Raw genomic sequence first — 20,630 nt, 5'->3', positions numbered from 1 at the left:
TGCGGTTTTCGCAAGTTTCCGTGAGAAGCCGACGATCCGGCGTTCGGGGCGGTCTACACCAGATTCGCGTACAACGAGCGGTACCGATCGGCGATCGCGTCGAGCGAGAACTCCGCGCTGCGCTCGGCGGCGGTCGCGCCGAGTTCGGCCCGTCGGTCGGCGTCGCGGAGCTCGTCGATCGCGTCGACGAACCCCTCGACGTTGTCGCCGCGGGCGTCGTCGGCTCCGCCGGGTGCGCTCCCCTCGTCGCCCTCGCTGCCCACCTTTAGACACTCCTCGCCGTCTTCGAGCCACGAGAACGTCTCGATGTCGCGCACGACGAGGGGTTTCCCGGCCGCCATCGCCTCTAAGAGTGCAATTCCCTCGTTCTCCTCGTGGGTCGGGAAACAGAAGACGTCGCCCGCGGCGTACGCGCCGCGGATGTCGTCGACGAACCCCGTAAACGTACAGTTGCTGGGCGCCTCGTCGATGAGCCGCTTCGTCTCGCGACCCTTCAGGGAACGGTCGATGTGGCCGAACCACGCGAAGTCGACGTCGGGGGTGCGGTGGGCCGTCTCGACGAACGTCTCCAACCCCTTCCGCTTGATGACGTGGCCGACCATGAACACTGTCGGCGGGTCCAGATCGTAACGCTCGCGGTACTCGCCTTCCAGCGATTCGAATCCGTCGAGCTTCCCGCGGTCGACGCCGTTCGAGATCACCGTGGTCGGCGCGTCGGTGTACCCCTCGATCACGTCGCGGTTGTACTCGGAGGGGCAGACGAGCCGGTCGGCGAGCCCGTAGGCGCGCCGGAGGTACGGCCTGAGCGGCCGCGCGAGCGCGTTCGTGAACCGGAAGCTGTCGCCGAAGTCCTCGGCGGTGACGTGGGTGTGCGCGACGACGGGTATTCCGGCCTTCCGGGCGCGGCGCGCGTACCAGACCGAGCGCGGCCCCATCAGGTTGAGGTGAAGCACGTCGGCGTCCAGCGTCGGCTCGGTGGTGTACTCGATGCCGGCCCGGTCGAACATCTTTCGCTGGTGGTCGACCGAGGCCGCCATCCCGCCGGTGACGTGCTCCTCGAACTCGAAGTAGTGGCTGACCTTCATCGGCGGAGGGGCGCGCTCGCCGGCGCCGCGGCCGCGGGTCGAACGCCTACTCGACTTCCAGCCACGGGACCTCCATCAGCGCGGGGATGTACGTCTCGATGTGGTGTTCCCAGACGCCCTCCTCGCCGAACGCCTCGCCGTGGTCGGCGGTGACGACCACGTCGCCGTCGAGCTCCTCGACCAGCTCCGAGACGCTCTCTAAGGCGATCCGGAGGTTCTCCTCGTACATCGACAGCGCGGTCACGCGCGTCCCGTCCTTCACGAGGTCCTTCGGATCGAGTTCGAGCCACAGGCCGGCCTTCTGGGCGAACTCGCTGTCGTCGAGCCGGCTCTCGATCTTCGGCCGGACCGAGTCGCTGAGCGAGGAGAGCAGGCCGCCGTCGTCGTCGCTTCCCCCCTCGGCCTCCTCCTCTTCCTCCTGTTGTTTGATCCCCTTCTGGATCTGCTTGAGCTTCTGCCCTTTTCCGCGGGAGAGGTATGGCGCGTGCGGCTGCATGTAGTGGAGGACGGTGCGGTCGGCGCGCTCGACCGCGTCCTGATTGCGGTGGAACGCGTCCGCGAGCCCCTCCGGCGGGACGGTGCCGAGGTCGTCGTCCCAGTCGGTCTTCCACACGTCGTGGATGTCGCTGATGTGCTCGGAGGCGGTCCACTCGTAGTCGCAGCTGGCGCCCCACTTCAGCTCGTTCAGCGGGATCCCCAGGTCGTTGATGAACGGGTTCCCGGAGAAGTACGCGATGTCGTGGTCGCCGGTGAACGTACGGTAGGCCCACTCCGGCGTCGACGAGCCGATGCTCTTCCGCTTCTCGAGCGTCCCGTCGAGGTACTCGTCGTACACGTCCGCGAACACGTCGTACCGGCACGCGTCGAGCACCAGGCAGTAGTCCCAGTCCGACTCGAGGAACCGCTGATCTTCCATTAGGTGGGCCGTCGGCCCGCCGGTACGTATGTATTCTCATTCTCGGTCCGGAAGCGAGCCCCGACGGCGGAACCGCGACGCGGGAAGGCCTGTCGCCCCGACGAGCGCGAAGCAGACGTTTCAAGTTCGCTACGGCGCCACCTGTTCTATGGAAGGCCCACAACGGCGCGCGCTGATCCTCGGGTCGGCCGGCGCCGTCCTCCTCTTCGCGGTGCTGTTCGTCGCCGTCGGGGTCGACCGCGTCGTCGACGCGCTCGCCGCCGCGGACCCGGCCCTCGTCGCCGTGACCGCCGTCCTCGGGCTCTGTTGGCTCGCGGCGTGGAGCCTCATGCTCCGCACCGTGCTGGGCGCGCTCGACGTGGAGCTGTCGGTCCGGACCGCCTTTTTGGTCTACAGCGGCGCCGCCTTCGCGAACAACGTCACCCCGTTCGGGCAGGCGGGCGGCGAGCCGGTCGCCGCGGCGCTCATCTCGAAGGTCGGCGAGGCCAGATACGAGACTGGCCTCGTCGGCATCGCGAGCGTCGACGTGCTCAACGTCGTCCCCTCGGTGTCGCTCGTCTTCCTCGGCGTGGGGTCGTACGCGGCCACCACCGCGGTCGGCGACCGCGTCGGCTTCGCCGTCGCGAGCGCGGTCGCGCTGATCGCCGCCATCGTCTCGGCGATCGCGTTCGTCTGGCGCTACCGCGTTGCGGTCGTCGACCGCGTCCCGGGCGCGGTCGGGCCGTTCCTCGGCCGGTTCGACCGGTTCGACGCGGAGACGATCGAGGCCGGCCTCGCGGACCGCTTAGGGAACTTCTTCGCCGATATCGAGCGCGTCGGCACCGACCGCCCGCGGCTCCTCGGGATCGTCGCGCTCTCGCTCCTCGGCTGGCTCTTCCAGGCCGCCGCGCTCACGGCCGCCTTCGCCGCTGTCGGCCACCCGATCTCGCCGCTGATCCCGGTCTTCGTCGTCCCGCTGTCGTACGTCGCGGGCGCGACGCCGCTCCCCGGCGGCCTCGGCGGCATCGAGGCCGCGCTCGTCGGCCTGCTCGTCCCCACGACCGGGGTCGCCGCGTCCGCGATCACCGCCGCAGTCTTAGTCTTCCGCGGCGCGGTCTACTGGCTCCCGATGGTGATCGGCGGCGCGTCGGCCTCCGCGCTGGGCGTGAAGGCGTTCGAGTAGGGCGGCTCCGTCGGAACCCCTCTCATGTAGACACGTTCTCGTTTAAATTGGCTGGCCGTTCGACGATGGTTCTCGATCGAGTGCGGGAGTGAGTATCGCAGATCGGCGGCCGCGATGTAGTATATAAACAGCCGTGAGCGACGGCGACGAATGCTTATAAAAGGGGTGCGGTGGCGCGCCTGCGAGCGGCCGGAGCGAAGGCGGAGGCCGCGAGCCAGCCCGCGAGGGACGCCGCGAGCGGAGCGAGCGGCGAGGCTGGGGAGGCGTGAGGTGCGGTCGCTGTGTGGGGCGGGACTCAAAGGGGCAGCCGTGAGGGCGTCGTAGGCGACGTAAGCACCGCAGGGAGCGAACGGAGTGAGCGACCGAGGAGCGTGGTTCGAGAGAGCAAAGCTCTCTCGTCATCACGAAAGGCGCTTCGCGCCTTTCGAACGACAGCGAGCGTACAACGCCCTCACGGCTGGGGCTTTGGAGACACTCGCCGCGGTGGCGTCAGTCACTTATAAACAGCCGACAGCAACCCCGCGATCTGACTTATAAACGACCACACTCACGACGTACTACACCCACTCCCGCTATCGCTCACCGCCGCCTCCGTACTGAGCGATTCAAAGCGAAAAATCGGCGACTACTGAGGATTTAAATAGCGTCTGGAGAGCGGAAGCGTCCGAGCGGGGCGAGGAGTCAGCCGTCGAGTCACCGCACCGAGCGCCGACGCAGTCCCGCCCCCAGCGCGAACGCCGCGCTCCCGAGCGTGAGCGCGACCAGGAGGGCGACGACCGGCCCGATCCGAATTCCGGTCAGCAGTTCGGCGCGCGGACTCAGCGCGACGATCGACGGACGCGGGACCGCGTAGCCGCCGGCGTCGAGCGTATCGCCGCGAACGACCGCCGCGAGCGGCGGGACCACGTAGATCCAGATCGTCGCGAGGAACGTCGCTCCCCACCCCGCGACGAGGCCGCCGCGGTGCCGACCGGCGTACCCGGCGCCCGCGAGGCCGATCCCGACGAGGGCGGCCCAGATCGGGTACCGCCCGGCGGTTCGTATCGGCTCCCACGGGAGGGCGACGAGGAGCGACGCGGCGACGAACGCGGCCGCGGCCGCGCCGAGCGCACGTTTCGGGGACCGGCCGGTTCCGAGGAGGAGGGCTCGCGAGACCATGGGGACGCGTCGACGGGAGCGCACAAAAACGACGGGGACCGCTCGCTCGGGGGCGACCCCGCCCGCGATGGCCTCCTCTTAGAAGAACAGCCACAACACGAGCAGCACGTACAGCGTCACCAGCGAGATGAGCGTCAGCCGGATGAGGATGTTGACGCTGAACACCAGCCCGTTGTAGTCGTTCTTCAGGAGCTTCACCGGCTCCGTCCGCCGGCTCTCGAACCCGACCGTCGCGGGCGCCACGTCGTCGACGGCGCGGTCGACCGCGCGCTCGATGGCGTCGGTGTCGGATTCCCGCATGTTCGCCAGTTCGTGGATCGACGCGTGGGTGTCCGTCGAGAAGGGGATCACCGCGTCGAACTCCTCGCGGTACGCGTCCGCGGTCGCCCGCACGTCCGGGGTGAGCCCGTTCGTGTCGACGCCGATCCAGAGCACCTCCTGGTCGCCGACGGACTCGACCATCGCCAGCGCGTCTTGGCCGGTCCGCGTCACAGAGAAGCCGGCGGCGTAGTCGTCCGCGAGCTCGGTGTCGGCGAGCCGATCGCGGAATTCGTCGAACGCGCGCTTCAGGCGGTCCGCCTCGGCGGAGCCGTACTGGATCTCGACGTCCGGCCCCTGCTGGATGTCGTGTCTGTGCTGGTCGATCAGCAGCACCTCGTCGTGGTCGACGTCGCGCATGAACACGCCGGTGTCGTAGTCGTCGATCCCCTCGCCGTGGAGGACGATCACCTCCTGATCGCCGATCCGACGGCCGTGGAACCGGACGTCCGCGTACCCCTCGCGTTCGCCGTAGGACTCCGTGACGAGCCGCGACGCGCGCTCGGTCCCGTCCGGCTCCGCGACCGCGTCGAGGATCCGTTCCGCGTCCGCCGGGTTCGAGAGGTCCTCCTTGTGCGTACACGGGACGTGGAAAAAGAAGCCGGCGTCGCCGTTCGAGGCCGCGCCGGTCCCGCCGTCGGTCGCAGCGGCCTCGGCATCGCCGTCGGCGGCGGCGGCCGCGGCCCCGGATGGATCGCGCCCCGAGCCGTCCCCTCGACCCCCGTTCAGCGCGTCGATCAGGTTCCCGCTCAGCTGACCGCCGCCGAACCCGCCGAGCGGGCCGGGATGAACCCACGGGGCCGCGACCGTGAGGCGGCTGCCGTTGTCGACGGCGAACGTCTCGACGGACGGGCGGGCCTCGACGCCGAGGTCGAGGGACTCCCGGTCGTTCCGGAGGAGCCCGGAGGTGAGCTCGAACGCCGAGACATCGGTGTTGCTCTTGATCAGGTAGTCGACGACGAGGAGGACTAAGACGAGGAAGCCGGCCGCGATGAGCAGCGACGCGAACGCGAACACGTGGCGGTACGTCGAGAAGCCGAGGTCGCTGCCGCCCAGCGCGTAGAACGCCGCGATGAGCAGTCCCGGTTCGACCAGCGAGACGAGCAGGATCCGGTCTGAGCGGTCGATGCCCGTCGAGACGACGAGCACTAGGATGTTGACCAGGTACAGCGTGATGAAGCTCAGCCAGATGATGCTCCAGGCGTTCCCGACGTTGTTCGCGCCGGAGAGCACCAGCGCGTACACGAACAGGACGAACTGCGAGGTGAGCGCGAGGAAGTAGCTCCACGGCCGCGGGTAGCCGTCGAGGACGCGGGGGAACAGCTCCGCGGCGACGACGAACGGGATCAGGAAGATGAGGACCGCGACGGGCACGATCCGAGACGGGTCCGGCGAGAAGGGCGTGAACAGCCAGAACCCCGCGACGGTCGCGATTCCGTACACGGCGCTGAGGAGGACGAGCGCGGCAGCCTGTACCCGGAGCCGCGGAACCGAGAAGATGAACCGCTGGAACGCGTCGACGTTGTCCGCGCCCATCTACGCGGCCACCCCGTATATCGATTCGAGCTCGTCTATCGTCTGTTCCACCGAGAACTGCTGGACTGCCGCGCGGGTGTCCCTGTCGCCGTCGAGGCAGTCGCGGACCGCGCGCTCCATGTCGTCGAGGTCGCCGAGCGCGAAGCGGGCCCCGTTCTCGGGACCGATCGTCTCGTCGAACGGCGCGACGTCCGCGGCGGCCACCGGGGTGCCGCAGGCGTTCGCCTCCAGCGTCGAGAGGCCGAGCGTGTCGCAGGTCGAGGCCGTGACGAAGACGTCGATCGCGGCGTAGAAGTCGGGGAGGTCGTCGCGGGGGAGGAAGTCGTGGAACCGGACGTTCGCGGGCGCGTCCGCCTCAAGCTCCGCGCGGACGGGCCCCTCGCCGACGAGTTCGAACCGGACCTCGGGCAGCCGCTCGGCGAGCCGGAGCGTCTCGTCGACGTTCTTCTTGTGGGTCATCCGGCCGCTGTACCCGACTACTGGCGCGTCGGCCGCGGTCGGGCCGCCGTCGGTCGCGAGCGCGGCCACCCGGGCGCCCTCGCGCGGCCGGAACCGGTCCATCTCGATCCCGACCGGGAGTCGGTACGGCTCCACGTCGCGGCGGATCCGCGAGGTCGAGGCCGTGACGCAGTCGAACGCGTTCAAAAATCGGTTCTCGTAGGCCACGTACGCCCGCCCGGCGAGCGCGGCGAGCCGCTCCGACTTGAGCCCCTGAACGAAGTAGTCCTCGACGGGGGTGTGGTGGGTGTACACCGAGGTCGCACCGTACCGCTTCGCGTACCGAAGGCCCATCAGGCCGGTCGACGCCGGGCCGTGACAGTGGACCACGTCGAGATCGGGGAGCGTCGACAGGCGGCGGTAGGTCGGGATCCGGTACTGTCGGTAGAAGGGGTTCGGCAGCGAGGGGACCGGTATCTCGCGTTCGTCGGGCTCGTGGCTGCTCTCCGGATACACGACGTACACGTCGTGGCCCCGGGACTCGAGGCGGTCGCGCCACGCCTGAATGGTGTAGGTGACGCCGTCGATGCCGGGGAAGTAGCTGTCGGTGAAGAAGCCGATGTTCATGGTCGCGTCTGGCGGTTTGAGGGCTGCCCGCGGCCGGAGCCGCCGCGGAGGGATCCGTCGGCGGGGACTGCGCCGGTCGGGGCGGGGCTCGGGTCGACGTCCGCGCCGACGGCTACTGCGAGTACCACGGTCATTCGCGGACTTCACTACCTGACCGCTTCAACATTTTCATTTCTCGAGACCGCGCTCCGGGGCCGCCAGCGGGCGGCGCGCCCCGACCCCGCCCGCTTAATCCGTCGGCGCCCGAACCGCCGGTCATGATCACGACCGACCGGATGGCGGCCGTCGACGCCAACGCGGCCGCGCTCGGGGTGCCCCGCAAACAGCTGATGGAGTCGTCCGGCAACGCGGTCGCCCGCGAGGTGCGAGCCGCTGCGGATCCCGGCGCGACCGTCGCCTTGGTCTGCGGCCGCGGGAACAACGGCGGCGACGCGCTCGTCGCGGCGCGGTTCCTCGACGGGTACGACGTCGCGGTTCACCTGCTCGGGCATCCCGAGACGATCCGGACCGACATCGCGCGAGAGAACTGGACGGCGCTCGAAAGCGCCGAAATCCCGAGCGAGACCGTCACGGACTCGCGCGAGTTCGGTTTAGGCGGGCCCGACGGCGACGATCCGGACGTCGTCGTCGACGCCATGCTCGGCTCCGGAATCGCGGGCGGACTCCGCGAACCGGAGCGGACGGCGGCCGAGGCGATCAACGCGAGCGACGCGACGGTGATCGCGGTCGACGTCCCCTCGGGGATCGACGCCGACACGGGGGACCCGACTGGCGGCGCGGAGGCTATCGCGGTCAACGCCGACCGCGTGGTGACGTTCCACGACGAGAAGCCGGGACTGGCCGCGCTCGACGCCGAGGTGACGGTCGCCGACATCGGGATCCCGGCCGCCGCGGAGCGGTTCACCGGCCCCGGCGACCTGCTCGGACTCGACCGCGACCCGGACTCGCACAAGGGAGACAACGGCGAGGTGCTGGTGGTCGGCGGGGGGCCCTACACCGGGGCGCCGACGCTGTCCGCGCTCGCCGCGCTCCGCGCCGGGGCCGACCTCGTCCGCGTGGCGTGCCCGGAGTCCGTCGCGAGCGCGGTCCAGGGATTCTCGCCGAACCTCATCGTCCGCGGGCTGCCCGGCGACCGCGTCGGGCCCGCCCACGCCGAGCGGGTCGCGTCGCTCGCGGCCGACAACGACATCGTCGTCCTCGGGCCCGGTCTGGGCGACGGCGACGGGACGCGCGAGTTCGTCCGCGAGTTCCTGACGGCCTACGAGGGGCGCGCGGTCGTCGACGCGGACGCGCTCCGGGTCGTCCCCGACGTCGACACGGACGCCGACCTGATCTGTACGCCGCATCAGGGCGAGCTCGTCGGGATGGGTGGCGAGACGGCGGGCGACCCAGCCGAGCGCGCCGAGCTGGTCCGCGAGTTCGCTGCCGAGGTGGGCCACACGCTGCTCGTGAAGGGCGCGGTTGATGTGATCGCCGACGGCGACGACGTGCGGCTGAACCGCACCGGCAACCCCGGGATGACCGTCGGCGGGACGGGGGACGTGTTGGCGGGGACGGTCGGCGCGCTGGCGGCCGTGACAGAGCCGTTTCACGCGGCCGCGGTCGGCGCCTACGTCGTCGGGCGAGCGGGAGATGCCGCCGCGGAAGCGAACGGCGCCGGCTTAGTGGCGACGGACTTACCCGACCGGCTGCCGGAGGCGATGCGTAATGAGTGAGGAGGAAGGCAGCGCCGACAGGGGGGCCGACGGAGCGGGCGCGGAGCCCGCCGGCGCGGACGCGCTGACCCACACCGACGACGCGGGCGACGTCCAGATGGTCGACGTCGGCGCGAAGCCTGACAGCAGTCGCCGCGCGGTCGCCCGCGGGGAGATCCGGTTGACCCCGGAGACGATCGACGCGGTCGAAGCCGACGCGGTCGAGAAGGGGGACGTGCTCGCGACCGCCCGGATCGGCGCGGTTCAGGCGGTCAAACACACCTGGGAGACGATCCCGATGTGTCACCAGATCCCCATCACGAACGTCGACACCGAGTTCGCGGTCGGCGAGGACCGGATCGAGCTGACGGTCGCGGTCGAGACCACCGGGAAGACGGGCTGCGAGATGGAGGCGCTAGAGGGCGTCACGACCGGCCTCAACACCGTCTGGGACATGGTGAAGGCCGCCGAGAAGGACGCGGACGGCGGATATCCCGACACGCGAATTTCGGACGTCGAGGTCGTCGAGAAGCGGAAAGAATCGGTCGGGGAGTAGGTCCGCGGTCACCCTAACCGACGCAGTTCCACCCGATCAGAACAGGCCGGTCACCTCGCCGTCGGCGTCGACATCGATGTCCTCCGCCGCGGGCTCGGCGGGGAGTCCCGGCATCGTCATCACGTCGGCGGTCTTCGCGACGACGAAACCGGCGCCCGCCGAGGGAGTCACTTCGCGGATCGTCAGCGTCCACCCCTCCGGGACCCCGGTCCGCGCGGCGTCGCCGGACAGCGAGTACGGGGTCTTCGAGAGGCAGACGGGCAGGTCGCCGTACCCCCACCCCTCGACGCGCTCGACGTCGTCGGCCGCGCCGTCGACGTACTCGACGTCCGCGGCCCCGTACACCTCTCGGGCGACAGTCTCGATCTTTTCTCGAATCGGCGCGTCGACGTCGTACAGCGGCGAGAACGAGCCCGTCCCGGCGCGCTCGCGGACGAGTTCGGCTAAGTCAGTCGCGCCCGCGCCGCCGTCGCGGTAAGCGGTCGAGCGCACGACGGGGATCCCGCGGTCCGCGATCGCCTCCTCCAGCGCCGCCAGTTCCGCCTCCGTGTCGTCGCCGAACACGTTGATCGCGGCGACCGTCGGGACGCCGAACGACTCGGCGATCGAGACGTGTTTCGCGACGTTGTCGACGCCGGCCCGAACCGCGTCTGGGTCCGGCTCCGCGAGGGCGTCGAAGTCGGTCGGCCACATCTCCAGCCCGTGCCGCTTCGCGCCGCGGACGGTGGCGACCACGACCGCGACGTCGGGGACCATCCCCTCTCGCGCGACTATGTTGCCGAACTTCTCCGCGCCGAGGTCGGCGCCGAAGCCCGCCTCGGTGACGAGGTAGTCGGCGAGCGCGCTCCCGACCCGGTCCGCGACGAGCGTGTTCGTCCCGTGCGCGATGTTCGCGAACGGGCCGCCGTGAACGAACGCGGGGACGCCCTCGACCGTCTGGACGAGGTTCGGGCGGAACGCGTCGCGCAGCAGCGCGGCCGCGGCGCCGGTCACGCCCAAGTCGTCCGGCGTCACCGGCTCGCCGTCAGCGTCGACGGCGAGGACGATGCGACCGATCCGCGCTTTCAAATCCTCTAAGTCGGACGCGAGCCCGAGGACGGCCATCAGCTCCGAGGCGGCGGTGATCACGAACTCGTCCTCGCGGGGGACGCCGCTCGCGGTGCCGCCGAGGCCGACGACCGTCTCGCGGAGTGCGCGGTCGTTAACGTCGAGCGCGCGCGGCCAGTGGACCCGCCGCGCGTCGACGTCCGCGTCGTTCCCCTGATGGAGGTGGTTGTCGAGCGCGGCCGCGAGGAGGTTGTGCGCCGCCGTCAGCGCGTGGATGTCGCCGGTGAAATGGAGGTTGATCGCCTCCATCGGCAACACCTGCGAGTACCCGCCGCCGGCCGCGCCGCCCTTGATCCCGAAGACGGGGCCGAGCGACGGCTCGCGGACCGCGACCGCGGTCCGCTCGCCCAGCTCTGCGAGCCCCTGACCGAGCCCCACGGTCGTGACCGTCTTCCCCTCCCCCTTCGGGGTGGGCGACATGCCGGTCACGAGGACGGTCGTCCCGTCGGAGCCGGCCGTTTCCCCTCGCTCGGCCGGTCCGCCGGCCGCGCTCGTCCCGTTTGCGGCGTCCGCCGCGCCGCCGACGGCCTCGCGCACCGCCGCGTGCGTGAGCTTCGCGACGCCCTCGCCGCGGCGCTCGACGTCGTCGGGGGAGAGGCCCAGATCGGCCGCGACGTCCTCGATCGGGCGGGGATCGGTCGCTTGCGCGACAGTGAGGTCGGACTCCGGGGCGCCGGTCGCGTCGCTCGCGGGATCGGTCGGTGCCATACCGGCGCTTCTCGGGCCGGTCTCATGAGGATTGCTCGGTCCTTGCTGACAACCCTCACCGATCGAGGAACGGCGGGATCACGACCTCGGCGCGCTTCTCGTCGCCGCGCACGACGACGCTCACCTCGGCGCCGGCGTCGGCGTACGACTCGTGGAGGTAGCCGAGTCCGATCGGCTCGTCGAGCGTCGGGCTCATCGTCCCGGAGGTGAGCTTCCCGACGCGGGTGAGGTCGCCGTCGGTGACCGCGTAGCCGCCGCGGGGCACGCCGCGCTCGCGGAGGCGGACGCCGACGAACTTCTCGTCGACGCCCTGCTCCTTCTGGGTCTCCAAGGAGTCGCGGCCGACGAACTCCGTGTCGAGCTTCACGACGAAGCCGATCCGCGCCTCGTACGGCGTTCTGGGTTCGTTCTCGGGGTCGAAGTCCTGTCCGGACAGGAGAAAGCCCATCTCGGTGCGGAGTGTGTCGCGCGCGCCGAGCCCGCACGGCTGCGCCTCGCGCGGCGCGTCGACGAACGCCGTCCAGACGGCCTCGGCGGCGCCAGCGGGACACATCACCTCGAAGCCGTCCTCACCGGTGTAACCGGTGCGCGCGACCCAGCTCTCCGTCTCCGCCACGGCCGCCGCCGTCGCCTCGAACTTCGAGAGGTCGACGACGCGGTCCCGGGGGGTGGCCTCGTCGAGGGCGTCGGCCGCGTCGGGGCCTTGGACCGCGAGCATCGCCCAGTCGTCGGTGGCGTTCGCGACGGTCGCGTCCAGCTCCCACTCGTCGCGGTGCGCGGTCCAGCGGTCGAACATCTGCCCGTCGTGGCCCGCGTTCGGCACGAAGAGGTAGGCGGGGTCGCCGCTCGGCGCGTCCAAGTCGCCGTCGTGGGCGTCCTCGAGGGCCGCGAGCGACGCGGCCGCCTCGCCGGCCGCAGTGCCGTCGGGGAGCCGGTAGACGACCGTGTCGTCGAGCATCACGCCCTCCTCGTTCGTGATCGCGGCGTACTGGGAGTCGCCGGGGTCGAGCGCGCGCACGTCGTTGGTCGTGAGCCGGTTCATCAGTTCGGTCGCATCGGGGCCGGCCACCTCTATCTCGCCCATGTGCGAGACGTCGAAGACGCCGACGGACTCGCGGACCGCGGCGTGTTCGGTCCGGATCGAGTCGAACTCGACCGGCATCTGCCAGCCGCCGAAGTCGGTGAACTTGGCGCCGCGCGCGTCGTGGGCGTCGTGGAGCGGAGGGAGGCGATCGGTCATATTCGCACCTCGCCCGGACGCGCCTAAGCCTTTGTGGCATCGGGGAACGGGAGCCCCGACGTCGGATCCGGCGGTCGTCAACGACTCCGCCGGAGCGACTCGGCCGACAGCCTCAAGCGGTCGCCGGTCCCCGTATCGGGCGTGAGCAGCCGTCGCCCCGATCGCACCGGCCTCGTCGCGCCCGCGGTCGCGGTCCTCCTGATCGCGGTCCTGCTCGGGTCGCTCGTCGGGACGTGGCCGCCGTTCGTCGCTGTCGAGAGCGGCAGCATGGCGCCGGGCGTCGAGCGCGGCGATCTCGTCGTCGTCACGGCGACCGACCGGGCGCCGTGGGGCGACCTCTCGACCGCCGCCGACCCGGACGCGCCGACGCGCCTCGGCGGGACGGGGGACGTGGTCGTCTACACGGTTCCGGGCGCCGGGGGGAGACCGGTGTTCCACCGACTGGCGTTCCCCGTCGACGCCGGCGAGGACTGGACGGAGCGGGCCGACCCGGCGCTGCTTTCCGGCGACTGCGCGGAGCTTTCGACCTGTCCCGCGCCGTACGACGGGTACGTCACGTACGGCGACGCGAACGAGCTGTACGACCAGAGCGCGGGCATCGCGCCGGTCGTCCCCGACGAGTGGATCGCCGGCAAGGCGCTGTTCGCGGTGCCGAACCTCGGCTGGGTCCGGGTGGGGATCGACGCGGCGGCCGCGCGGTACGGCGGGGTCGCGACCGGCGTCGTCCTCGTGGGCGGCGCGGGACTCGCGGGGGGCGTCGGCGCGCTGCTTTTGGGGCGATTTCAGCGGAAGAGACGGCGATGAACCGGTGCGGTAGCAACGACGGGATATTTAAATAGTCGCTCACCGCAGCAGAGTTCACTTATAAACGTGGTGCGGTCGGCGCGCGCCTCCGAGCGGCCGCCATCGGCGGCCGCGAGGAGCGCGTGCGAGGGAGTCGCGACCGAAGGGAGCGACGAGGCTGGGGAGGTGTGAGGTGCGGTGCTGTGCGTTCCCGCGAGCGAAGCGAGCGGGAGCACGGAAGTCGCAGCCCGCGCAGCGAAGCGAGCAGGAACGTCTTCCGGAGGGGCGGGACTCAAAGGGGCAGCCGGGAGGCGGGCGCAGGCGACGCAAGCACCGCAGCGAAGGAACGTAGTGACTGAGCGAGGAGCGCAGCGAGCGTGCGCCCGCCTCCCGGCTGGGGCTTTGGAGGTGTTCTCCTACAGAAGACAGTGATTCGTTTATAAATAAACGACTGAGACTTCGGAGCCGGTCGTCGTCGATCCGCGACGTATCGAATCGAACTCGACTCCCAGTGCTACTGCGTCGAAGAGGTTTCGGCAGTCGTCTCGTCCTCGTCGCTCACGGACTCGCTCTTCGTATCGCCGTCGAGCGTCACGGAGCCGTTCGCGGCGTTCCGGAGCGCGTCCGAGCGGCCGAACTCGCCGGGCGCGATGGCGAGCGTCCGGATCCCGTAGCCGTTCGCGGTCTCGACGACCGGCTTGAAATCCGTGTCGCGGGAGGCGATCGCGAGGGTGTCCATCCGGCCTTCGGCCGCGAACCGCGCGGCGTCGACCGCGAGCTTCACGTCCACGTCGCCGCTCGTGATCACGACCTCGAAGCCGCGGGCCTCCGCGGCCTGAATCAGCCCCGGCGTCGCGTGCTCGTCGAGGTAGAGGCGGGTGATGACGAGCGGCCCCTCCGCCTCGGCCGCCAGTCGCACGTCGTCAAGGTCAACGTCGAACTCCTCGCGCAACACGTTCGGGCCGTCGACGAACAGCGCCACGCCGCCGGCGTCTACGTCCGTGACGCCGTCCGCGCTCGTCACGCCGTCGACGGTCGGCTCGCCTTCCGGCCCCTCGCCTCGGTCCATGAGCTACCTTCGCCGTCGCCGGAAATAGGTATGGTGATCCGACGGCGGAGTTTCAGAGCCTCTGTGGGGAGTGAGCGTCCGTGCCCGTCGATCGAACACGCCGAACCACATGATCGTTTCAGAACTTCAAGACCTTATATTGGTATTACGACTTCGGTCACGACCGTAGTGAATATACGGAGATTTGAAGTAGGGTGTCCAGCAATAACGGGATAAGATGTCACAATCGAACGCGTACACCGTCATTTCCGCACAGAACGATCACGAATGTACCACAGTACGTGCCCATCCGCGCAACGAGACGTACCACGTCGTCGAGTACGCCGACGAGGACGCCCGCGAGCGCGTCGCGGACCTGCCGGTGGGCTCGGTCGTGAAGATGGAGCTGTCGCGCGCGGGCCGCCGGAGCAACGTCTGGCGCGCCGAGTCGGTCCGGACCGCACAGACCGACGGTGGGGTGAGTGAGGCGTAGATCAAGTAATTCTCGATATAGAATTCGGAATCTACCGACGGTCTCCGCGATAACTGATCGACTACGCTACGGAGAACACCTCCAAAGCCCCAGCTGCTCAGTTATAAATGTCTGATCGCAGATCGACGGTGAATACCTCCAAAGCCCCAGTCGCGAGGACGGCGCACGCTCGCTGCGCTCCTCAGTCGCTCGTTTCACTCGCTCCTTCCGGTGCTTACGTCGCCTGCGCCGTCCTCGCGACTGCCCCTTTGAGTCCCGCCCCGCACAGCGACCGCACCTCACGCCTCCCCAGCCTCGCCGCTCGCTCCCTTCGGTCGCTCGCGGCATCCCTCGCACGCGCTCCTCGCGCCCTGTCGGGCGCTCGGAGGCGCGCGCCACGGCACATTTTAAATCCGAAAAACGGCCGCTCGTCTCGTTTATAAGTCTCGCGTGAGCCGCGGGTTCGTCACCGCGCCGTCGGCGGCGGAGGCGAAGTCGCGGCCGTACTTCGCGAGGATGCCGCCCTCGTACGGCGGTTCGGGCGCGTCCCACGCCTCGCGGCGCTCGTCGAGCTCCTCGTCGGAGAGGTCTACCGTCAGGTCGCGCTCGGGGATGTCGACCGTGACGTGGTCGCCGTCCTCGATGAGGCCGATCGGCCCGCCGACGGCGGCCTCGGGCGCGACGTGGCCGATCATCGGGCCGCGGGTGGCGCCCGAGAAGCGGCCGTCGGTGAGCAGCGCCACGTCGTCCTCGTGGCCCGCGCCGACGACCGCGGCGGTGACGCCGAGCATCTCGCGCATCCCGGGCCCGCCGCGGGGCCCCTCGTTGCGGATGACGATCACGTCGCCGGACTCGATGCCGCCCGACTGGACGTACTCCATCGCGTCCTCCTCGTTCTCGAACACGCGGGCGGGGCCCTCGTGGTAGAACTCGTCGTCGCCGGTCACCTTCAGCACCGAGCCGTCCGGCGCGAGGTTCCCGTCGAGGATCTTGATGGCGCCCTCCTCCTCCTTCGGCTCGTCGACGGAGTAGAGGAAGTCCGCCTCAATCTCGTCGTCGGCCGGCAGGTCGCCCTGTTCTTCCAGCTCCGCGATCTCCTCGGCGAGCGTCCGGCCGGTCACGGTCATCGCGTCGCCGTGGAGCAGGTCGGCCTCCAGCAGGCGCCGGAGCACGACCGGCACGCCGCCGACCTCGTGGAGGTCGTTCATCACGCGGCTCCCGCCGGGCTGGAGGTCCGCGATCTTCGGCGTCCGCCGCGAGATCTCGTCGAAGTCCTCGATCGAGAGGTCGACGTCGGCCTCGCCCGCGAGCGCGAGCAGGTGGAGCACCGCGTTCGTCGAGCCGCCCATCGCGGTCTGGACCGCGATCGCGTTCTCGAACGACTCCCGCGAGAGGATGTCGGAGGGGCGGCGGTCGTTCTCGATGCAGTCCATCGCGAGCTCGCCCGCGCGCTCCGCGACCGCGTAGCGCGCCTCGTCCTCGGCGGGCGGCGAGGCGGATCCGAGCGGCGCTAACCCGAGCGCCTCCGAGAGCGACGCCATCGTGTTCGCCGTGAACATCCCGCCGCACGACCCCGCGCCGGGGCAGGCGTTGCGCTCCAAGTCGTCGAGCTCGTCGGCCTCCATGTCGCCCTGCGCGTACGTCCCGACGCCCTCGAACACCTGGACGATAGTCACGTCGCGCCCGTCGTGTTGCCCGGGCATGATCGAGCCGCCGTAGAGGAAGACGCTCGGGAGGTCCGTCCGGATCGCGGCCATCATCATCCCGGGGAGGTTCTTGTCGCAGCCGGCGACGGTCACCAGCGCGTCCATCCGCTCGCCGAAGGAGACGAGCTCGACGGAGTCGGCGATCACCTCCCGCGAGATGAGGCTCGCCTTCATCCCCTCCGTCCCCATCGAGATGGCGTCGGAGATGGTGATCGTCCCGAACTCGATGGGCATCCCGCCGGCGGCGTCGATGCCGTCGAGCGCGGCGTCCGCCACGTCGTCGAGGTGGACGTTACACGGCGTGATGTCGGCCGCCGGGTTCGGCACGCCGATGATGGGCGAGGAGAGGTCCTCGTCGTCGAACCCCATCGCGCGGAACATCGCGCGGTGCGGCGCCTTGTCCGGTCCCTCCGTCACGTCGCGGCTCCGCAGCTCCTCGTCTTTCCCGCCGGCGAATCGGTCCGTGTCCTCCCGGCGACGACGCCGCTCGTCGTCGTCGGATCTTGGCTGCTGTTCGCTCATACTCGACCCTGTCGCTCGGGGCTCTTAAACGACCGCGTCGGGGCGAGGGTTGCTCGGTAGTGCGAACTGGTTCGGGGCGGCGCTGAGTGACCCGTCCCGCGGTCACACCGTCACACCCGCGCCTTCAGCTCCACCCGATACCCGAACGGGTCGCGGACGTACACCGCGCCCGCCTCGCCGGTCGCGCCGAGCGGCGAGTCGAGCGTCTTCTCGACCTCGACGCCGGCCTCCGCCAGTTCGGCCTCGATCTCGTCGACCGACTCCTCGACGACGACCGCGACGTGGTCGTAGTTCGTCTTCGTCGGCCGCTCGAACTCGTCGGTCGGCCAGAGGTGGATCACGGCGGTCGCCGAGAGCCGCACGTCGAAGAACGGCTTCTCGTCGGCCGCGTACAGCGCGTCCTCGATGCCGAAGCCGAGCCGCTCGCCGTAGAACTCGCGGGCGTCGTCGGCGCCGTCCGCGGGGATCCGGAGGTTGACGTGGTCGATGTGGCGTGCCTTCACGCCCGCCGGTTCGGCGGCCGGGCGCAAAAGTCGTGCGGGGAGAAGCGACGCTCGCTCCCGCCGTTCGCCGGCGCCGGTCTGCGGACGACCGACGCGTTCGACGACGGCGGAGCGGCGTCTCACGGCCTGCGAACGGCCGCGGCGTATTTAAATACAGAAATGTAACTACCACACATGATAGCCTTCGACAGCGTCGCCGTCACCCCGCTGATGGGCGGCATGGCCGGGTCGGGAATGGCAGGCGGGATGATGGGGGGTGGGACGGGCGGCGCGATGTTCGTCTTTCCCCTCGTCGCGCTGTTCGCCGTCGCGGCGCTGCTCGTCGCGGGCGTCCTCGGCGCCAAGCTCCTCGCGAGCGAGTCCGACGACGGCTCGGACCCGAGCGAACCCGACGAGGCGCCGGTCGAGCGCCTCAAGCGACGGTACGCCGAGGGCGAGCTCACGGAGGCGGAGTTCGAGCGGGCGCTGGAGCGCGAACTGGAGCGCGAGGGCACCGGCGGAACCGATGCGGGGTCACGGGCGGAGACGGAGTCGACCGGAGAAGCCGCGCGGGCCGGGTGAGCGAGGGGCGGGTCAGGCGAACGCTTCGAGGATTCCCGCGCCGTCGGTGCTGCGGCCGAGGTCCGGGAGCGTGGCGCGCTCGGGGTGGGGCATCAGCACCGCGACCGTCTCGCGCTCACCGAGGACGCCCGCGACGTTGTCGGTGGAGCCGTTCGGGTTGGCCGCGTCGGTGACGTTGCCGTCGGCGTCGCAGTAGCGGAAGAGCACGCGGTCGTCCGCGACGAGGTCGGCGTGGGCGTCCTCGCTTATCTCGAAGCGCCCCTCGCCGTGGGCGATGGGGACCTCGATCACGTCGCCCTCGTCGTAGGCGGCGGTCCACGGCGTGTCCGCGCGCTCGACGCGCAGGTGGACCGGCTCGCACTGGAAGCGCGCGGAGGCGTTCGTGGTGAACGCGCCCGGCGTCAGCCCGGACTCCGATCCAATCTGCGCGCCGTTACAGATCCCGACCACGGGAACGCCGTCGTCGGCCGCCGCGCGGACGTCTTCCATAATCGGCGCGCGAGCCGCCATCGCGCCGGCGCGGAGGTAGTCGCCGTAGGAGAACCCGCCAGGGAGGACGATCCCGTCGGGGTCGGCCGGGAGGCCGTCCTCGTGCCAGACGCGCTCAGCGTCGACGTCGAGGTGGTCCAGCGCGCGGACGGCGTCGCGGTCGCAGTTCGAGCCGCCGAACTGAACGACGGCGACCGTCACGCCGCCCACCTCGTGCGGGCGGCCGCAACGGCCGAATCGACGACCGTCATCGCTCCGCGACCGCGACGTCGTAGTCGTGGATTGTGGGGTTCGCGAGCAGCCGCTCGGCCATCTCGTCGGCGCGATCGGCGGCCTCGTCGGCGTCGGCGGCGTCGAGGTCGACCTCGAACCGGTCCGCCGAGCGGAGGTCGGACAGCTCGAACCCGAGCCGTTCGAGCGCCTGCTGGGTCGTCTCGGCCTCCGGGTCGAGGACGCCCCGCTTCAGCCGGACCGTCACCGTCGCCGTGTACGCGGTCATACCCGTTGGTGCGGAGTCGTGTGTAAAAACCGTTTTGGAACGACGTTTATACACACATACGTGGATATATTTTGGTCGTTCGTGCGGGAGGCAGGGACCGCACGGAACGAAAGGGGCAAACCCCTCCGCCTGTTGAGGGGGGTGTATGCAGCCGTTCGAACCCGCGGAGGTGATCGTCGCATGACCCGCGAACTGACCGAGATCACGGTCGTCGGAGGAGACAAGACCGGACTCATCGCGCGGGTCACCTCCCTGCTGTTCGAGCGGGGAATCAACATCGAGGACCTCGATCAGGCGGTCCGCGAAGGCGTCTTCCGGATGACGACCCGCGTCGACGCGTCGGAGATGGAGACGTCCCGGGGCGAGCTCCGCCGCGCGCTCGCTGAACTTGGTCGCGAGCTCGACGTCGACATCCAGGTCCGCTTCCCGAGCGACCGCGACGCCCGCCGCGTCGCGCTGCTCGTCACGAAGGAGACGCACGCGCCCGAGGCCCTGCTGGAGGCCGAGGCCAACGGCGAGCTGGCCGACGAGGGCGCGGAGGCGGAGATCCCCGTCGTCATCGGCAACCGCGGCGACCTCCGCTCGCTCGCGGAGCGGTACGACAAGCCGTTCTACGACGTGGGCGACGGCAACGGCAACACCGACGAGGGCCGCCTCCTCGACCTGCTCGCGGAGTACGACGTTGACCTCATCGCGTTGGCCCGCTACATGCGCATCCTCTCGCCGGAGGTCGTCTTCCGGTACGAGGGCCGGATCATCAACGTCCACCCCTCGCTGCTGCCGGCGTTCCCCGGCGCGGAGGCGTACCGGCAGGCGAAGGACGCGGGCGTCCGCATCGCGGGCGTCACCGCCCACTACGTCACGACCGACCTCGACCAGGGCCCGGTCATCGCTCAGCGCGCCTTCGACGTGCCGCCGGGCGCCGACGTCGACGAGATCAAGCGCCGCGGGCAACCCCTCGAAGCCGAGGTGCTGCTCAACGCCGTGCGACTTCACCTCGCGGATGCCATCGCGGTCCACCGCGGCACCGTCCACGTGCGCGAGGACGCCGACGTCGACGCCCAGTTCGGGCTCAGCGACGCCGCTATCGACGCGAACCCCGACGAGCCCGTCGACGGCGAGCCGCTCGGCCGATCCGCCGTGTCGCCCTCGGACGACTGAGCGGCCGCGACCGAGTCGGACGACCACGCTAACTCGGCTCCCTTCACCGACTCGGTCGCTCCACCGGCCCGCCGCTCTGCCGGCTACTTTTAAGCGAACGCGTGCGCAACTGTGGACAATGACCGGGCGTCGCCCGCGGACGGAGTTCCTCGCGGACACCGCCGTGGTCGTCCGCAGCGACGAGCGGTTGGTCCTGCTGTTCTTCCTGTTGCTGTCGATCGCGGCGCTGGTAGTCTTTCTCCACTACACGACGCTGATCTTGGACGGGCTCCCCGATCCGCTCCCGACCGAGCCGATTCGGCCGTGATACGCCGTCTCAGTCCGGTCAGCGGTCCGCGGCC

21 protein-coding genes are annotated in these 20,630 nt (G+C 70.2%); 8 read left to right on the top strand and 13 right to left on the bottom strand.

All coding sequences use genetic code 11. The features are described from left to right. Positions 1–53 precede the first annotated feature (53 nt). Together B378_RS0107940 and B378_RS0107935 are read right to left on the bottom strand one after the other, a co-directional pair. On the bottom strand, positions 54–1,085 hold the full coding sequence (locus tag B378_RS0107940; protein ID WP_017343274.1) for a glycosyltransferase family 4 protein: 1,032 nt from the start codon (positions 1,083–1,085) through the stop codon (positions 54–56). Positions 1,086–1,131: 46 nt separating this feature from the next. Beyond that, positions 1,132–2,001, bottom strand: coding sequence for a hypothetical protein (locus B378_RS0107935; RefSeq protein WP_017343273.1), 870 nt, complete (start codon positions 1,999–2,001; stop codon positions 1,132–1,134). 148 nt (positions 2,002–2,149) lie between these two features. On the opposite strand from B378_RS0107935, the gene B378_RS0107930 reads away from it, so the two are divergent. Beyond that, positions 2,150–3,163: a lysylphosphatidylglycerol synthase transmembrane domain-containing protein gene (locus B378_RS0107930; RefSeq protein ID WP_017343272.1), complete on the top strand. Its 1,014-nt coding sequence runs from the start codon at positions 2,150–2,152 to the stop codon at positions 3,161–3,163. Between the two features lie 693 nt (positions 3,164–3,856). Here B378_RS0107930 and B378_RS0107925 read toward each other — a convergent pair. The 4 genes from B378_RS0107925 to B378_RS16750 form a co-directional block, all read right to left on the bottom strand. Further along, the gene (locus B378_RS0107925; protein ID WP_017343271.1) at positions 3,857–4,321 is read right to left on the bottom strand and encodes a hypothetical protein; all 465 of its coding nucleotides are present in this window, start codon (positions 4,319–4,321) and stop codon (positions 3,857–3,859) included. A gap of 78 nt (positions 4,322–4,399) precedes the next feature. Beyond that, positions 4,400–6,175, bottom strand: coding sequence for a DUF2070 family protein (locus B378_RS0107920; RefSeq protein ID WP_017343270.1), 1,776 nt, complete (start codon positions 6,173–6,175; stop codon positions 4,400–4,402). Next, the gene (locus B378_RS0107915; RefSeq protein ID WP_017343269.1) at positions 6,176–7,240 is read right to left on the bottom strand and encodes a glycosyltransferase; all 1,065 of its coding nucleotides are present in this window, start codon (positions 7,238–7,240) and stop codon (positions 6,176–6,178) included. It abuts the gene before it with no gap. Then, a complete protein-coding gene (locus tag B378_RS16750) occupies positions 7,237–7,374 on the bottom strand; it encodes a hypothetical protein (RefSeq protein WP_155118195.1) in 138 nt (45 codons plus the stop codon). Before B378_RS16750 ends, B378_RS0107915 begins: the two co-directional genes overlap by 4 nt. Positions 7,375–7,497: 123 nt before the next feature. Between B378_RS16750 and B378_RS0107910 the strand changes: the two genes are divergently transcribed. Continuing rightward, positions 7,498–8,955 carry a bifunctional ADP-dependent NAD(P)H-hydrate dehydratase/NAD(P)H-hydrate epimerase gene (locus B378_RS0107910; protein WP_017343268.1) on the top strand — a complete coding sequence of 486 codons (1,458 nt, stop codon included), beginning with the start codon at positions 7,498–7,500 and terminating at the stop codon, positions 8,953–8,955. Continuing rightward, positions 8,948–9,490, top strand: coding sequence for a cyclic pyranopterin monophosphate synthase MoaC (gene moaC, locus B378_RS0107905; protein WP_017343267.1), 543 nt, complete (start codon positions 8,948–8,950; stop codon positions 9,488–9,490). The genes B378_RS0107910 and moaC overlap by 8 nt, the downstream gene beginning before the upstream one ends. Before the next feature lie 36 nt (positions 9,491–9,526). Here moaC and B378_RS0107900 read toward each other — a convergent pair whose 3' ends face one another. Next, positions 9,527–11,305, bottom strand: coding sequence for a formate--tetrahydrofolate ligase (locus tag B378_RS0107900; protein ID WP_017343266.1), 1,779 nt, complete (start codon positions 11,303–11,305; stop codon positions 9,527–9,529). Positions 11,306–11,360: 55 nt separating this feature from the next. After that, positions 11,361–12,545: a glycine cleavage system aminomethyltransferase GcvT gene (locus B378_RS0107895; RefSeq protein WP_017343265.1), complete on the bottom strand. Its 1,185-nt coding sequence runs from the start codon at positions 12,543–12,545 to the stop codon at positions 11,361–11,363. Positions 12,546–12,686: 141 nt separating this feature from the next. Between B378_RS0107895 and B378_RS0107890 the strand changes: the two genes are divergently transcribed. Beyond that, a complete protein-coding gene (locus B378_RS0107890; protein WP_026046219.1) occupies positions 12,687–13,349 on the top strand; it encodes a S26 family signal peptidase in 663 nt (220 codons plus the stop codon). A 493-nt stretch (positions 13,350–13,842) separates the two neighbouring features. Here the strand turns inward: B378_RS0107890 and B378_RS0107885 are convergent, their stop codons facing one another. Further along, positions 13,843–14,397: an NYN domain-containing protein gene (locus B378_RS0107885; RefSeq protein ID WP_017343263.1), complete on the bottom strand. Its 555-nt coding sequence runs from the start codon at positions 14,395–14,397 to the stop codon at positions 13,843–13,845. Between the two features lie 217 nt (positions 14,398–14,614). Between B378_RS0107885 and B378_RS0107880 the strand changes: the two genes are divergently transcribed. Next, complete coding sequence (locus B378_RS0107880) at positions 14,615–14,869, top strand: hypothetical protein (RefSeq protein ID WP_017343262.1); 255 nt, start codon at positions 14,615–14,617, stop codon at positions 14,867–14,869. A 416-nt stretch (positions 14,870–15,285) separates the two neighbouring features. Here B378_RS0107880 and ilvD read toward each other — a convergent pair whose 3' ends face one another. Together ilvD and B378_RS0107870 are read right to left on the bottom strand one after the other, a co-directional pair. Then, positions 15,286–17,076, bottom strand: a complete 1,791-nt coding sequence (gene ilvD / locus B378_RS0107875; protein ID WP_017343261.1) for a dihydroxy-acid dehydratase — start codon at positions 17,074–17,076, stop codon at positions 15,286–15,288. 110 nt (positions 17,077–17,186) lie between these two features. Next, positions 17,187–17,579: a VOC family protein gene (locus B378_RS0107870; protein WP_026046218.1), complete on the bottom strand. Its 393-nt coding sequence runs from the start codon at positions 17,577–17,579 to the stop codon at positions 17,187–17,189. Between the two features lie 174 nt (positions 17,580–17,753). On the opposite strand from B378_RS0107870, the gene B378_RS0107865 reads away from it, so the two are divergent. Further along, positions 17,754–18,140 (top strand): SHOCT domain-containing protein, encoded by a 387-nt coding sequence (locus B378_RS0107865; protein ID WP_017343259.1) that lies wholly within the window; start codon positions 17,754–17,756, stop codon positions 18,138–18,140. Between the two features lie 12 nt (positions 18,141–18,152). On the opposite strand, the gene purQ is transcribed toward B378_RS0107865, so the two are convergent. Then, on the bottom strand, positions 18,153–18,830 hold the full coding sequence (purQ, locus tag B378_RS0107860) for a phosphoribosylformylglycinamidine synthase I (protein WP_026046217.1): 678 nt from the start codon (positions 18,828–18,830) through the stop codon (positions 18,153–18,155). Between the two features lie 46 nt (positions 18,831–18,876). After that, entirely contained in the window at positions 18,877–19,128 is a 252-nt protein-coding gene (purS, locus tag B378_RS0107855) for a phosphoribosylformylglycinamidine synthase subunit PurS (RefSeq protein WP_004595793.1), read from the bottom strand. A gap of 180 nt (positions 19,129–19,308) precedes the next feature. Between purS and B378_RS0107850 the strand changes: the two genes are divergently transcribed. Together B378_RS0107850 and B378_RS0107845 are read left to right on the top strand one after the other, a co-directional pair. Further along, positions 19,309–20,289, top strand: coding sequence for a formyltransferase family protein (locus B378_RS0107850; protein WP_017343257.1), 981 nt, complete (start codon positions 19,309–19,311; stop codon positions 20,287–20,289). A 118-nt stretch (positions 20,290–20,407) separates the two neighbouring features. Continuing rightward, positions 20,408–20,596 carry a hypothetical protein gene (locus tag B378_RS0107845; RefSeq protein WP_017343256.1) on the top strand — a complete coding sequence of 63 codons (189 nt, stop codon included), beginning with the start codon at positions 20,408–20,410 and terminating at the stop codon, positions 20,594–20,596. Positions 20,597–20,630 lie beyond the last annotated feature (34 nt).

This window comes from Halorubrum sp. T3 (genome assembly GCF_000296615.1).
GTDB lineage: Archaea > Halobacteriota > Halobacteria > Halobacteriales > Haloferacaceae > Halorubrum > Halorubrum ruber.
The sequence above is the reverse complement of the archived record's forward strand: the minus strand, read 5'-3'. Positions and strand labels throughout refer to the sequence as shown.

Excerpts from the sequence above, each read along its gene's own strand:
- B378_RS0107940 (WP_017343274.1), bottom strand. The coding sequence starts at position 1,085 with ATGAAGGTCAGCCACTACTTCGAGTTCGAGGAGCACGTCACCGGCGGG.
- B378_RS0107935 (WP_017343273.1), bottom strand. The coding sequence starts at position 2,001 with ATGGAAGATCAGCGGTTCCTCGAGTCGGACTGGGACTACTGCCTGGTG.
- B378_RS0107930 (WP_017343272.1), top strand. The coding sequence starts at position 2,150 with ATGGAAGGCCCACAACGGCGCGCGCTGATCCTCGGGTCGGCCGGCGCC.
- B378_RS0107925 (WP_017343271.1), bottom strand. The coding sequence starts at position 4,321 with ATGGTCTCGCGAGCCCTCCTCCTCGGAACCGGCCGGTCCCCGAAACGT.
- B378_RS0107920 (WP_017343270.1), bottom strand. The coding sequence starts at position 6,175 with ATGGGCGCGGACAACGTCGACGCGTTCCAGCGGTTCATCTTCTCGGTT.
- B378_RS0107915 (WP_017343269.1), bottom strand. The coding sequence starts at position 7,240 with ATGAACATCGGCTTCTTCACCGACAGCTACTTCCCCGGCATCGACGGC.
- B378_RS16750 (WP_155118195.1), bottom strand. The coding sequence starts at position 7,374 with ATGACCGTGGTACTCGCAGTAGCCGTCGGCGCGGACGTCGACCCGAGC.
- B378_RS0107910 (WP_017343268.1), top strand. The coding sequence starts at position 7,498 with ATGATCACGACCGACCGGATGGCGGCCGTCGACGCCAACGCGGCCGCG.
- moaC (WP_017343267.1), top strand. The coding sequence starts at position 8,948 with ATGAGTGAGGAGGAAGGCAGCGCCGACAGGGGGGCCGACGGAGCGGGC.
- B378_RS0107900 (WP_017343266.1), bottom strand. The coding sequence starts at position 11,305 with ATGGCACCGACCGATCCCGCGAGCGACGCGACCGGCGCCCCGGAGTCC.
- B378_RS0107895 (WP_017343265.1), bottom strand. The coding sequence starts at position 12,545 with ATGACCGATCGCCTCCCTCCGCTCCACGACGCCCACGACGCGCGCGGC.
- B378_RS0107885 (WP_017343263.1), bottom strand. The coding sequence starts at position 14,397 with ATGGACCGAGGCGAGGGGCCGGAAGGCGAGCCGACCGTCGACGGCGTG.
- B378_RS0107880 (WP_017343262.1), top strand. The coding sequence starts at position 14,615 with ATGTCACAATCGAACGCGTACACCGTCATTTCCGCACAGAACGATCAC.
- ilvD (WP_017343261.1), bottom strand. The coding sequence starts at position 17,076 with ATGAGCGAACAGCAGCCAAGATCCGACGACGACGAGCGGCGTCGTCGC.
- B378_RS0107865 (WP_017343259.1), top strand. The coding sequence starts at position 17,754 with ATGATAGCCTTCGACAGCGTCGCCGTCACCCCGCTGATGGGCGGCATG.
- purS (WP_004595793.1), bottom strand. The coding sequence starts at position 19,128 with ATGACCGCGTACACGGCGACGGTGACGGTCCGGCTGAAGCGGGGCGTC.
- B378_RS0107850 (WP_017343257.1), top strand. The coding sequence starts at position 19,309 with ATGACCCGCGAACTGACCGAGATCACGGTCGTCGGAGGAGACAAGACC.
- B378_RS0107845 (WP_017343256.1), top strand. The coding sequence starts at position 20,408 with ATGACCGGGCGTCGCCCGCGGACGGAGTTCCTCGCGGACACCGCCGTG.